At 61.3% G+C, this 13,147-nt stretch carries 13 protein-coding genes; all 13 read left to right on the top strand.

Translation table 11 applies throughout. From position 1 onward, the window contains the following. The 13 genes from DOM67_RS03125 (at position 1) to DOM67_RS03065 (ending at position 13,050) form a co-directional block, all read left to right on the top strand. On the top strand, positions 1-945 hold the full coding sequence (locus tag DOM67_RS03125; RefSeq protein ID WP_110674219.1) for a LysR family transcriptional regulator: 945 nt from the start codon (positions 1-3) through the stop codon (positions 943-945). A gap of 392 nt (positions 946-1,337) precedes the next feature. Then, positions 1,338-2,231 (top strand): TRAP transporter substrate-binding protein, encoded by an 894-nt coding sequence (locus DOM67_RS03120; RefSeq protein WP_232825117.1) that lies wholly within the window; start codon positions 1,338-1,340, stop codon positions 2,229-2,231. 98 nt (positions 2,232-2,329) lie between these two features. Next, positions 2,330-2,845: a TRAP transporter small permease gene (locus DOM67_RS03115; protein WP_157958777.1), complete on the top strand. Its 516-nt coding sequence runs from the start codon at positions 2,330-2,332 to the stop codon at positions 2,843-2,845. After that, the gene (locus DOM67_RS03110) at positions 2,842-4,125 is read left to right on the top strand and encodes a TRAP transporter large permease (RefSeq protein ID WP_110674216.1); all 1,284 of its coding nucleotides are present in this window, start codon (positions 2,842-2,844) and stop codon (positions 4,123-4,125) included. Before DOM67_RS03115 ends, DOM67_RS03110 begins: the two co-directional genes overlap by 4 nt. Before the next feature lie 84 nt (positions 4,126-4,209). Further along, positions 4,210-5,097 (top strand): NAD(P)-dependent oxidoreductase, encoded by an 888-nt coding sequence (locus tag DOM67_RS03105; RefSeq protein WP_110674215.1) that lies wholly within the window; start codon positions 4,210-4,212, stop codon positions 5,095-5,097. Between the two features lie 194 nt (positions 5,098-5,291). Beyond that, positions 5,292-6,095 (top strand): enoyl-CoA hydratase-related protein, encoded by an 804-nt coding sequence (locus DOM67_RS03100; protein ID WP_110674214.1) that lies wholly within the window; start codon positions 5,292-5,294, stop codon positions 6,093-6,095. Further along, the gene (locus DOM67_RS03095; protein ID WP_110674213.1) at positions 6,092-7,249 is read left to right on the top strand and encodes a CoA transferase; all 1,158 of its coding nucleotides are present in this window, start codon (positions 6,092-6,094) and stop codon (positions 7,247-7,249) included. Before DOM67_RS03100 ends, DOM67_RS03095 begins: the two co-directional genes overlap by 4 nt. 66 nt (positions 7,250-7,315) lie before the next feature. After that, on the top strand, positions 7,316-8,782 hold the full coding sequence (locus DOM67_RS03090) for an aldehyde dehydrogenase family protein (protein WP_232825116.1): 1,467 nt from the start codon (positions 7,316-7,318) through the stop codon (positions 8,780-8,782). Between the two features lie 68 nt (positions 8,783-8,850). Continuing rightward, entirely contained in the window at positions 8,851-9,768 is a 918-nt protein-coding gene (locus tag DOM67_RS03085; RefSeq protein WP_110674212.1) for a 2-dehydropantoate 2-reductase, read from the top strand. Continuing rightward, positions 9,765-10,622, top strand: a complete 858-nt coding sequence (locus DOM67_RS03080; RefSeq protein ID WP_110674211.1) for a PhzF family phenazine biosynthesis protein — start codon at positions 9,765-9,767, stop codon at positions 10,620-10,622. The genes DOM67_RS03085 and DOM67_RS03080 overlap by 4 nt, the downstream gene beginning before the upstream one ends. Positions 10,623-10,624: 2 nt before the next feature. Continuing rightward, positions 10,625-11,083, top strand: coding sequence for a RidA family protein (locus tag DOM67_RS03075; protein ID WP_110674210.1), 459 nt, complete (start codon positions 10,625-10,627; stop codon positions 11,081-11,083). A 63-nt stretch (positions 11,084-11,146) separates the two neighbouring features. Beyond that, positions 11,147-12,619: an alanine/glycine:cation symporter family protein gene (locus tag DOM67_RS03070; RefSeq protein WP_110674209.1), complete on the top strand. Its 1,473-nt coding sequence runs from the start codon at positions 11,147-11,149 to the stop codon at positions 12,617-12,619. A 95-nt stretch (positions 12,620-12,714) separates the two neighbouring features. Then, positions 12,715-13,050 carry an EthD family reductase gene (locus tag DOM67_RS03065; protein ID WP_110674208.1) on the top strand — a complete coding sequence of 112 codons (336 nt, stop codon included), beginning with the start codon at positions 12,715-12,717 and terminating at the stop codon, positions 13,048-13,050. Positions 13,051-13,147 lie beyond the last annotated feature (97 nt).

Here is a 13,147-nt window from a genome sequence, read left to right as displayed (position 1 = left end):
ATGAACGTTAACTTGAAACTCATGCACACCTTTGCACGCGTGGCTCAATTGCGTAGCTTCAGTCGTGCGGCGGAGGAGTTGGGCCGTACCCCCTCCGCAATCAGTATGCAGATCGCCGAACTCGAGGGGCAGATGGGCCTTAAACTCCTCGAGCGCACCACTCGGAGTGTCACCACGACGCCCGATGGAACCTTTCTGTTGGAGCGGGTCCAGGACTCCATTAGGCGACTCGAGGAGGGGATTCTCGAGACACACGAATCCGCCGAGCGCAGGCGAGGGAGGGTGGCCTTCGGCTGCGCCCCTACGGTTTCGGCCAATCTGCTCGCCGCCGTGCTAGCGGAGTTCCGCCAGCGTTTTCCGCAGGTTTCCATCCATATCAGGGAGGTGACCTCAAGCGATCTTCTGGCCGCCGTACGCGATCGCGAGATCGATTTCGGCGTCACTCCCTTCGTGCAGGCCAGGTCTGACATGGCCTTCCGGCGACTGCTCCGCGAACCGCTCGTCGCGCTGGCCTCCAGCGAGCATTTTCGGGATCTGCCCGAGGCCTTGACGCTGGAACAGCTGGCCCGCCTGCCGCTGCTGGTGATGCAAGGCATGCCTATCATCACCCTGCATGATGGCAGGGAGTCGCAGATGCTGCTGACCGAGTATCTGAAGGGCGCTCGCCGGCCCCTCCATATCGCCTGCAGCGTCAGGCAGGCCGCGACGCTGGTGGATCTCGCCGAGTCTGGCCTGGGCATCGGAATCGTGCCGAGGCTGGCGGTACCGCCGGAGATGCCACCGGGTATGCGTATGCTCAAGCTCGTCGAGCCTCGGGTCGTCAGGGACATCGGGATCGCGACACTCAAGGAGGAAATCCTGAGCGAGCCGTCAACGGCTCTGGCCGAGATATTCGAGAAACGGCTCAACCCCGGCGACGTCAAGGGGGGCTCGCAAGGCCGGTGAAGCGACCATCGAGGTTGGCATCCCGATGGCTGATGCCACCAGGCGACTGGAAGTGTTTCCGCTTTTGCCTTTTCCGCCCGGCTCGCGGGCAGGCTTCGAGGCGTTATCAGGTTTTCTGATCAATCTTTAAGATTAATCAGGTTGTTGTAATGCTCACCCCCGTTTAAGTTTCGTCCAGTGGCCGGGTCGCCCACGGGTTACCTGGCGGTATTCCAGCCGCCTGCCACGACGCCAGCTCGATATACATGATGGAGGGGCGCTGCCAACGCACCGTTGGTTCTGCCTTGCCAATAACAAGGATAACTGTGGGGGGCGTAATGCCGATACTCAGATGGATACCGATTGCTGTCTTATCCCTGTGGGCGACAGCCGCCACGGCGCAGAATGTCGTCATGGCTCACACCTTGTCGTCCACGTCTCACTACGGGCTGGGCGTCAAGGCCTTCGCTGAAAAACTGAACGAACTGTCGAACGGCAAGTACCAGGTCACCGAGGCACCTGCGGGGCAGCTTGGTGGCGAGCGCGATTTGATCGAAGGCTTGCAGATCGGCTCCGTCGACCTCGCCATCGTGGCGTCTGCTCCTCTGGCCAATTTCGTGCCTGAAATCTCGATTTTCGATCTGCCTTTTCTGTTCAAGGACTACGAGCATGCCAGAACCGTACTCGATGGTGAGATCGGCGACGAGCTGCTCAAGAAAGTCGACGGGAATGGTTTGCATGCGCTGGCCTGGTCTGAGAACGGCTTTCGTAATCTGACCAACTCGAAGCATGCCGTTTCCGAGCCTGCGGATCTGGTGGGTCTTAAGATTCGCACCATGGAAAATCGGCTGCAGATGGCGGCCTTTGCCGGTATGGGGGCGTCGCCCACGCCGATGGCGTTCAACGAGCTCATCCCGGCGCTACAGCAAGGCGTGGTCGATGGACAGGAGAATCCTCTTACCGTCATTACCTCTTCACGTATGTGGGAGGTACAGAAATACTTCTCTGCGACGCGGCATGTCTATTCGCCCGCCATCATTCTTGCTTCTCCTTCACTCTACGACGGCCTCTCCGACGAGGAAAAGCACTGGTTTCGGGAAGCCGCCCAGGCCTCAGTGGCGGCCACTCGGGCGGAGGTCACGCGGCTGGAGGCTGCGGGCGTAGAGATGTTGAAAACGCATGGCATGACGGTGACCACCAATATCGACCGGGCGGCCTTCGCCAAGGCCGCCGAAGCGGCTTCTTACGAGCTCTATACCGATCCGTTCGGTACCGAGCTGATCGACCAGATCAAAGCTGCCGAGTAATCGCGGCCGGCGGCGGGGATAGGGTGCGTGGTGGTGACAGCAAACCGGCCCCCACGCGCTCGCCGACGTGCACCAACCCATCGATGGTAGCGTTATCCATGAACCTGATACTATCTATCGAAGCTATAACCTCGAAAATCGCGACCCGGGCGGCGGTGTCTTTCCTCGCGCTCGCCACGGGGCTGACGATCTACCAGGTCGTCACTCGATTCGCCTTTGGCGATCCCTCTTCCTGGTCCGAGGCGGCGGCTCGTACGTCCATCATTTGGGCCGTCTTTCTCGGCGTCTCCGCCACCATCCGCAGCGGCAGCATGATCGCCGTGGACGTGGTGCAGCGCGCCCTCCCGCAACGCCATGCCCGCCTCATCGCCAACCTCACGCGGCTTCTGAGTCTGATCTTTTTCAGTGTGCTGGTCGTCTACGGGGCAATGCTGATTGATCGCGTCTCATCACAGTTGTTGTCGTCGCTGAACGTCTCGATCGGGTGGGCCTATGCCGCAATTCCCGTCGGTTCGGGCTTTGCGGTCATCTCGCTGATCGCCGAGTTGGTGCGATCAAACGCTCCCCAGGCGTCGCGGGACGCAGCCGCTGGTGGTGAGGAGAGGCAGTCATGAATATCGCGCTCTTAGCATCGTTGCTGGTCCTGCTCCTCGCCAGCGTGCCCATCGCCGTTTCCATCGGCATGGCGTCGATAGTTGGCATACTGGTCTATGGCAATCTACCGCTGCTCATCGTTCCCCAGCGTCTGTTCGCGGGTCTGGACAGCTTTCCGCTGATGGCGGTTCCGCTGTTCATTCTGGCAGGCAATCTGATGGCCCAGGGTGGCATATCGCTGCGACTGGTCAATCTTGCCAAGGCGCTGGTGGGCGGCTTCCAAGGCGGTTTGGGTGCCGCCTGTGTCATCACCTGCTTGATGTTCGCAGCCGTCTCCGGTTCCTCGGTGGCGACGACGTTCGCGATCGGTGCCATCTTGATTCCGGCCATGGTGAAGAATGGATATCCGACGCCGATGGCTGCCTCGATCCAAGCGACATCGGCAGAGCTCGGAGTCCTCATACCACCTTCGATTCCGCTGATCCTGTTCGGGGTGGCGACGGAGACCTCGGTGGGGCAGCTCTTCATCGGGGGCTTCGGTCCGGGAATCCTGATTTCCCTGGCGCTGCTGCTGACGGTCTACACGCTCTGCCGATTGCGCGGTGTGGGGATCGACGACGGCGCGGACCGGCTTTCGCTCGGCCGGGCATTGCTGGCCGCCGTGCCGGCGCTGGCGGTTCCCGTGGTCATCCTCGGCGGGATCTACAGCGGCATCTTCACGCCGACCGAAGCGTCCGCCGTCGCCGTCGCTGCCGCCTTGGTGGTCGGCCGATTCGTCTACCGCGACTTGAACCTGGGTGATGTGCCAACCATTCTGCGTGCGACGGTCATTTCCACTACCTCGATCATGCTGATCATCTCGGCGGCGGCGCTGTTTTCTTTCCTGATCGCCAGGTCGGGGCTGACCTCGCATATCGCCGAGCTGTTCTATGGCGCCTTCGACTCGAAGCTAACCTTCCTGCTAGCGATCAACTTATTGCTGCTGGTAGTAGGGATGTTCGTCGAAACGTCTGCGGCCATTTTGATTCTCGCGCCCATTCTGACGCCGGTGGCGGTGGCTTACGGTGTGGATCCCGTGCATTTCGGGCTGATAGTGGTCGTCAACCTGGCACTCGGGATGGTCACGCCGCCGCTCGGTGTCAATCTCTTTGCCGCGTGCGCCGTCGCCAAGATACCAGTCGATAAGATTATTCCGCAGCTGGTTTGGTTCGTGATGGCGGTATTTATCAGCCTGATGGTCATTACCTACGTGCCGGCTATCACCCTGACCCCGGTTGAATGGTTTACCGGGACGCCCTGACCTTCGCCTGCGGCGGTTTGGCCGGACGTTGTGCCGGAATAATGGGATGAAGTTTGCAATTCGCCATATTAGAGAGATTGCGTAATGAAGAAGATTGGCATTATTGGTGTCGGATTAATGGGCCACGGAATTGCCAAGAATATTGTCGAGAAAGGCTGGGATCTACACTTTCTTGACCAGCAAGGCAACCAGCCGACCGTCGACTTAATCGAGAGAGGCGCCACTCCCTGGCCCAATGCGACCGATGTGGCAGCCATTTGCGATGTATTGGTCCTATGCGTAACTGGCACACCTCAGGTTGAGGATGTGCTTGTGGGGAGCGGTGGCGCACTGGCTTCGCTGAAGTCCGGCGCGATCGTAGTCGATTGTTCAACAGCGATTCCGAGCTCGACACGAGTGCTGGCCGATAGGGTCAAGGAGGAAGGCTGTGAATTTGTCGACGCCGCAATGACGAGAACTCCGAAAGAGGCTGAGGAGGGGCGGCTCAACCTTCTGGTTGGGGGAGAGACAACGGTCATACAGCGTATTCGACCGCTGCTGGAGAGTTTCTCGGAAAACATCTTCGTTGCTGGGGGCGTCGGCAGCGGCCACCAGTTGAAACTGGTTCACAACATGGTCTCGCTGGGCTCCGTTACCTTGATCGCGGAGGTGGCCGCTTGCGCCATAAAGGATGGTATGGATGTGGAAGCCATGGTGGATTGTTTGAGAAAAGGTGGGGCCGGGGGGGCGGCGCTAGAGCGGGTCGCGCCCTACATCCTAGAAGGTAATGCCGACCTGCTGCGTTTCACCATCCAAAATGCCCACAAAGATGCCGACTACTACGACCAAATGGCCGAGGAGTCTGGTGCGTCTCGCCTGGTGGCCCGGGCTATTCGCGAGACCTTGGGAGCGCTAGTCGAGCGTGGTGATGGAGGCGCCTTCATGCCTGAGCAAGTGGCCCTGCTTCAGAAGGCGCCGCTTAAAAAGCCTTAAAACGAGTCGACATCCGGCGTGCCTGCACCGTAAGCAGGCGCGTGAGGAAGCGTTTACGAAGACTGTTAAGAAATTTCAAACAGTTTATAAGAATATCAAGTTTGTTTGAAATATGGCGACGCCATAACATCGCTATGCAAGGCGTTTTACCTTGGCGCATGCGTTGCCGTCAGCGGCTTGAGAGGGAAAACGAGATGACCGAAACCTATATCGCGTGTGAAGTCAGCGGCCAAATTGCAACGATTACGTTGCAGAACCCGCCGCTCAACCTCTTCAAGATTGAGATGACCGGACAGCTCGAGGCCGTTCTTGAGAAGCTGCGCCAAGACGACAGCGTGCGTGCAATCGTGCTGACCGGTTCTGGCAAGGCGTTTTGTGCCGGCTCCGATATCGCCGAATTCGAGCACTTTCATCGGCCCGGGCAGGTCATCGAGCGCAAATTGCGCCGCCAGAACGCGGTATTCCAGAAACTGGATACCTTTCCCAAACCGGTAGTAGCTGCCATTCACGGCCTCGCCTTTGGTGGCGGCCTGGAAATCGCCCTGTGTTGCGATCTCATCGTTGCCGAAAGCGACAGCCGATTCGCGCTGCCCGAGATGCGTCTGGGGGTGTTCCCTAGCAGCGGCGGGCCATACCGGGCTGTGCGTCGGATCGGAGAAGGCCGGACCAAGCAACTGATCTTTCTGACGGAATCGGTGGATGCCGATACTGCACTGCAGTGGGGGTTGATCGACCGTATTGCCGCCAAGGGAGAGTCGCTGGAAGCCGGGCTGGCGCTGGCGGCAGAGATGGCTAAGCGCCCGGCGCTGGCGTTCGCGTTGTGCAAGCCGCTGATCGACGAGGCCACCCGGTTGTCCTTACCGGAGCTAATCGCGCGATCGCTGGAGTCCAGCGACGCCGTGTTTACCTCCGCCGACTGCCGGGAGGGCGTGCGCGCTTTCTTCGCCAAGGAAACACCCGATTTCAGCTCTACCCAAAACACGCCGGAGGCCTCATGAAGCCGCTTGAAGGATTGAAGATCGTGACTGTCGAGCATTTTGCCGCCGGACCTTACGGATCGATGTTGCTGGCCGATCTGGGGGCAACGGTGATCAAGGTGGAAAACGTCAAGACCGGCGGCGACCCGGCAAGGCGTCTTGGGCCGCACTTCCTGGGCAATAACGACAGCCTGGTCTTCCAGGGTTGGAATACCTGCAAGCAGAGCTTGGCCCTGGATCTCAAAGACCCGGAAGACCGTCGGGCCTTCGAGAGCGTGGTTCGTACCGCCGATGCGGTTATGAACAACCTGCGCGGCGACCAGCCGGGCAGGATCGGACTCGATTACGCCAGCCTCAAGCACCTGAACCCGGAACTGGTCTGCCTGCATATCTCCGCTTACGGCCGCAACAATTCGCGCGCCGCCTGGCCTGGCTACGACTACCTGATGCAAGCGGAGGCCGGGCTGATGCACTTGACTGGTGACCCCAGCGCCGACCCAACCCGTTTCGGCGTGTCGATCATCGACTTTATGACCGGCACGCTCGGCGTCACTGGGCTCCTCGCTGGGGTGCTCAAGGCCCGTACGTCAGGTGAGGGCAGTGACGTCGACGTCAGCCTGTTCGATGTTGCACTGCATCAGCTCGGATACGTTGGAACCTGGTATCTCAACGAGGGGGTTGAGTCCAATCGGGTGCCCCGCGGCTCCCACATGTCCGTTTCGCCGGTGCAGACGTTCACCTCCGCCGACGGCTGGATCTACGTGATGTGCATGACCGAGCAATTCTGGCAGCTCATGCTGGAGAAACTGGACCGCCAGGATCTGGCCGAGGACTCGCGTTTCGCCGATCAGAACCTGCGCTCCCGCCATCGTGACGAGTTGACTCCGATTCTTGACCAGGAGTTTGCCAGTCAGCCCACCAAGCACTGGCTCAAGGTCTTCGAGGGCATCCTGCCGATCGCACCGATCTACACGGTGAAAGAAGCGCTGGACAATCCGTTCGTTCAGGAGGTCGAGATGATTTCCGAGGTCCCACATTCTTCACGTCCGGACATGCGCTTGCTGGCCAGCCCGTTGCGCTTCAATGGCCAGCGGCCAAGGCAGCGGGCGGGCAGCGCCTTCGGTGCCGACAATGCCGGCCTCCTGAGCGTCGATGCGCGAAAGGTGAATGGCTGAGCGGAATGACATTCGACCGCTGCCGTCGTCCGGCAGCGGCCACCAGGATATCAAAAGGAGTCACACATGAACGACATGACCTCAATGGACGGGCTGCGCATCCCCGAGCCGTTGAACCTGATCTCAGGAGAGTGGGTGCCCTCGCGAAGCGGCCGGCTGATGCCCGTCGTCTCCCCAATCGACGGGGAACAGTTCGCGCAGATCGCCGACAGCGATTCCGAGGACATCGAATCTGCGGTGGCCTCAGCGAGAGCGGCGTTCACCGAAGGCCCCTGGGCGAAGCTGTCGGCGGCGGAACGCGGGCGACTGCTGGCTCGGCTCGCCGCGCGGATTCTCGAAGAGGCGGAGCCGTTGGCGCGGCTGGAGACCAGAGACAACGGCAAGCCGATCAAGCAGTCGCGCGCCGACATGACGATCCTGGCGCGTTACTTCGAGTTCTATGGCGGGGCGGCGGACAAGTTCCATGGCGAACTCATCCCCTTTCTGGAGGGGTACGACGTCGCGATGTACCGCGAGCCCCATGGCATCGTGGGTGTCATCCTGCCTTGGAACTATCCGGCCCAGCAGATCGGGCGCTCGGTGGCGCCGGCACTGGCCATGGGTAATACCGTGGTGCTCAAGCCCTCGGAAGATGCCTGCCTGAGCGGCCTTCGCATCGCCCAGCTGGCGATAGAGGTCGGTTTCCCCGCGGGGGTATTCAACGTCGTGACGGGCCGTGGAGAGATCGTCGGCAAGGCGCTATCCGAGCATCGCGGCGTCGACTTCCTCTCGTTCACCGGCTCGCCGGAGGTTGGCACCTTGGTGCAGATCGCGGCGGCTAGGAACTATGTGGGCTGTACTCTGGAGCTTGGGGGTAAATCTCCCCAGCTGGTGTTCGAGGACGCGGATCTATCGGTAGCGCTCCCGGTGCTCGTCAATGCCCTGGTTCAGAATGCGGGGCAAACCTGTTCGGCGGGCAGTCGCGTGCTGGTGCAGCGCTCGATCTACGATCGTGTTGTGGAGGAACTGAAAACGCGCTTCGAGGCGATAGAGGTCGGACCTTCCGACGAGTCGGTAATCATGGGGCCCCTCATCTCTGCCAAGCAGAAGCAGCGGGTCGAGCGTTACATCGCCGAGGCCGACGCACCGGTGATCGCCCGGGGGCGGATCGGCTCGGCGGCGCCGGCGGAGGGTTTCTATGTCGCACCGGTAGTGTTCGGGCCGTGCGATCCGGCTTCTACCATCGCTCAGGAGGAGGTCTTCGGGCCGGTCCTCTGTGTCATCCCCTTTGATGACGAGGAAGAGGCGATCACCATCGCCAATGGCACCGACTACGGCCTGGTGGCGGCGCTCTGGACCCGTGACGGTGCACGCCAGAAGCGAGTCGCCAAGGCGCTCCACTGTGGTCAGGTGTTCATCAACAACTATGGTGCTGCAGGGGGCGTCGAGTTGCCTTTCGGCGGCGTGCGGAAATCGGGCCATGGGCGCGAGAAAGGATTTGTCGCCCTGCAGGAGTTTTCGAGAATCAAGACGGTCGTCAACCACTACGGGTGACGGTGTATCCGGCAAGTCGATGGCCAGTGGCCGGGCGAAGCTGGAATGACGCATAGAGGAGAAAGACCATGAAAGTCGCCATCGTGGGGGCCGGTGCGGTCGGCTGCTATTACGGCGCCATGCTGGCGCTGGCCGGGCACCAGGTCGTGCTGTTGGGACGTGCGGCCCTCGTCGAGGCGGTGGCCCGCAACGGTCTGATCCTGGAGAAGCACGGCGAGCGCCGGGTCGCCTCGGCAGAGGCCAGCAGCGACCCGGCGGCAATCGCGGGGGCCGAACTGGCGATGGTCTGCGTGAAGTCCGGCGACACCGAGCGCGCCGGGCGGGAAATGGCTCCGCATCTGAGTCCGTCCTGCATCGTGCTCAGCCTGCAGAATGGTGTCTCCAATGCCGGAACGCTGGAGGCACTTCTCGGCCGGCCTGTGATGCCGGTTGTGGTCTATGTGGCCAGCCGCATGAACGGGGCCGGCGTGGTGCACCACGAAGGGCGTGGGGAGCTGGAGCTGTCCGGAGAGCGAGCGGACGAGGTGGCGGGCATTCTTAACGCGGCCGGAGTCGAGACTCAAGTCAGCGAAGACGCCATGGCGTCTCTGTGGGCCAAGTTGGTGGTGAACTGTGCCATCAACCCGCTTTCGGCTATTACCCGCATGCCCTACGGCCGGATGGTGGAGCAGGACGGCATACCGCAACTGATGGAAGAGATCGCCGGCGAGGCGATCGCCGTCGCTCAGGCGGAGGGCATTGTCGTGCCGGATGGGGTATTTGATGCTATTCGCGCTATTCCTACGTCGATGGCCGGGCAGTACTCGTCGACAGCCCAGGACCTGATGAACGGCAAGCCCACGGAGATCGATTTCCTCAACGGGGAGGTCGTCGTGCGCGCCGCCCGGCATGATATCGCTGTCCCCCTCAACCGCACCCTGACGCTGCTGGTTAAGAGTGCGGAGCGGTTCGGCGTCAATGACCTGAAAGGAAACGTGGAACGATGAAGCTACAGCATATCGCTGCCTTCTCCGCCGAGGGGCGTGGTGGCAATCCGGCGGGGGTAGTCCTGTGCGACGACCTGCCCGCCGCCGAGCGGATGCAGGCACTGGCTGCAGAGGTCGGTTACTCGGAGACGGTATTCGCCGCTCCCACCGGTAATGGCTGGCGGGTGCGCTACTTCGCGCCCGGCGTCGAGGTCGATTTCTGTGGTCACGCCACGATCGCGCTGGGTGCCGCGCTCGCCCGGCAACAGGGGCCGGGGCTGTTTCCGCTCGAACTCAACAAGGCCAATATCACAGTCGAGGGCCATCTTTCGGCAACGCGGTGGGGAGCCTCCCTGCAGTCGCCGTCAACCCGCAGCGGCCCGGCGTCGGCGCTGCTTCTCGAGGAGGCGCTGGCGCTCTTCGGGCTGAGCCCGGACGATCTCGACCCGAGGATACCCGCGGCGATCGCCCATGGCGGCGGCGACCATCTGATCCTGGCGCTGAACTCTCGGGAGCGGTTGCGGGCGATGCAGTATGACCTCGATCAGGGGCGCGTACTGGCCGCCCGCGAGGGGCTCGTTACCTTCAACTTGGTCCATGCCGACACCGCACGTCACTTCCACGCCCGTAATCCGTTCCCGTTCGGTGGCGTCTACGAGGACCCGGCCACCGGGGCGGCGGCGGCCGCACTGGCCGGCTACCTGCGCGATCTCGACTGGCCGCACGAGGGCGCCATCGTCATTCGTCAGGGGGAGGACATGGGCGTGCCTTCCTGCCTGGAAGCCGGCATCCCGCCAGAGCGGGGTGCCAGCATTCGCGTCTCCGGAGACACTCGCGTGCTCCGCGAGCCATCCATCATCGATAGCAAGGAGTGAACATGACACCGGAACAGAAACTGGATTCGTTGGGACTCGTTCTGCCAGCAGCCCCCGAACCGTTGGCGCAGTACCGCCCGGTCAAACAGGTGGGCGACATGTTGTACCTGTCCGGTCAGGTCCCCCGCAATGCCGATGGCACACTCGTCACCGGCCGGATGGGCCAGGACACCTCGATCGACGACGGGTATGCGGCGGCGCGCAACGTCGGCCTTCAGCTGCTGGCGGTTGCCAAGTCGGTGGTCGACGACTTGGCGCGCATCGAGATCGTCAAGGTGACCGGCATGGTCAACGCCGATCCTAATTTCCGTGATCATGCCAAGGTGATCAATGGCTGCTCGGATCTGTTCACCGAGGTCCTGGGCGAGGCCGGTTTCCATGCCCGCTCGGCTGTCGGTATGGGGTCGCTGCCGCTGGGCGTGGTCGTCGAAATCGAGGCCATCATCGCCATCAGGTCGTAGATCGCCAACAGCAGTAGAAGAGACGATGCGTTCCTTTCAAGACAATAATAACGGAGATGTCACATGCTCGATCTGCTCAACGAGTTGCTTTGGGGCAAACTGCTGCTGGTGCTATTGGTCGCCGTCGGCATCGGCTTTACTGTCGCCTCTCGCGGCGTCCAGTTTCGCTACTTCGGTCGAATGTTTCGCGTGCTCGGCTCGGGCCAGGCCTTCAAGCGCGAACAGAACGGACACCTCAGCTCCTTCCAGGCGCTGGTGCTGTCCGTCGCCGGCCGCGTCGGCGGCGGCAACATCGCTGGTGTCGCGGTGGCGATTACCTTGGGCGGGCCAGGGGCTATCTTCTGGATGTGGCTGGTCGGCCTGATGGGCATGGCCACCAGTTTCCTGGAGTGCACCCTCGCCCAGACCTACAAGCAAGCCGAGGGTGACGGCACCTACCGCGGCGGGCCGGCGTACTACATCACCCGAGGGCTCGGTCGGCGCTGGAAGTGGCTAGCAAACGTCTATGCTGTGCTGCTGCTGCTCACGTTTGGCCTCGCCTTCACCGGGGTGCAGTCCTACGCTGCGGCCACCTCCCTGGCAGACGCCTTCGGCTTTCCGGTCCTGGCCTCAGGCATCACGCTCGCCGTGATCGTCGGACTGATCATCTTTGGTGGTATCAAGCGCATCGTCCGTATCTCCGACGTAGTGGTGCCGGTGATGGCTGTGGGCTACCTGCTGGTGACGCTGGTCGTGCTCGTTATGAACGTCGACAAGCTGCCCGGCGTGATCGCACTGATCTTCCATAGCGCCTTCGGTCTCGAATCGGCGGTGGGCGGCGGCATCGGTGCTGCCATCATGATGGGGCTCAAGCGGGGGCTCTTCTCCAACGAGGCGGGGCTGGGCAGTGCTCCCAACGTGGCCGCGGTGGCCTATGTCCCCCACCCGGTCAACCAGGGCATCGTGCAGGCCTTCTCGGTCTTCATCGACACCCTGCTTATCTGTTCCTGTACCGCCTTTCTGATCCTTCTCAGTGGGGTCTATGCCCCCGGCATGGACAGCGATCTGAGTGTCGTGGCCCTTACCCAGGCGGCGATGGCCGAGCATGTCGGCGCCTGGGGCAGGTCATTCGTTAGCATTTCGCTGCTGTTGTTCGTCTTCAGCTCAATTCTCTACAACTATTATCTAGGCGAGAACAGTCTGTATTACTTCAGCCCCAACAATCGCTTGCTGACGACGCTCTATCGGGGGTTCGTGGTGATACTGGTGGGCTGGAGTGCAACTCGCGACCTGAGTTCGGTATTCGGCTTCGCCGACGTGACCATGGGGCTGCTAGCGGTCGCCAACCTTGTCGCTCTGATTTTGCTGTTCAAGCCTGGCCTGGCAATCCTCAGGGATTATGACGACCAGGTACGAAAGGGCATCGACCAGCCAATATTCGATGTCAGGAAACACCCTAGACTCGATCTGGATCCGACATCCTGGGAAATGGAGGCAGGCAACACCGGCATCGGCCAGCAGGATTTGAAGAGGGGCTCGGCACTTACCGATCGTTGAGTCATTGCGCGAGGTCGCCCCCGATAGCCCGTCAGACAGGCCATTGCCGGCCAATGGCGGTGGGGCGAAAACATCATCACGGAGAGAGGAATACCATGTCTTATCAATGCGTCAAACGTCTCGGGCTCGTCGTCAAAAAGTCCGGCATGTCACAGGAGGCGTTCGAGAAACACTGGCTAACCGTGCATGCGGATCTTTGCAAGCAGTTGCCCGGCATGTTGCGTTATTCGGTGAACCTTGTTAGCCGCGAACAGTTTCCCGAGTTCGGTTACGACGGTTTTTCTGAACTCTGGTTCCGCTCCGAAGAAGCGTTGAACGCGTCGCTCGCCAGCCCCGAGGGCAAGACCTTGCTGGCGGACCTGCCGAACTTTACGGAAACCATCTACCCCATACTAAGCCACGAATATCAGCATATTTGGTCCGGCCAGTGACAGGGCGCGCCTACGCGACGAACTGGGTTGGTTCCCATTATCGAAATAGTTGATCGCATGACTTGATTTTTCTGAGTCGAGTTTTCTCCCGTCGGTG

The sequence above is a fragment of the Salinicola sp. RZ23 genome (assembly GCF_003206675.1).
Lineage (GTDB): Bacteria > Pseudomonadota > Gammaproteobacteria > Pseudomonadales > Halomonadaceae > Salinicola > Salinicola endophyticus.
Note: the sequence above shows the minus strand (reverse complement) of the source record. Positions and strands in the feature narration are given on the sequence as shown.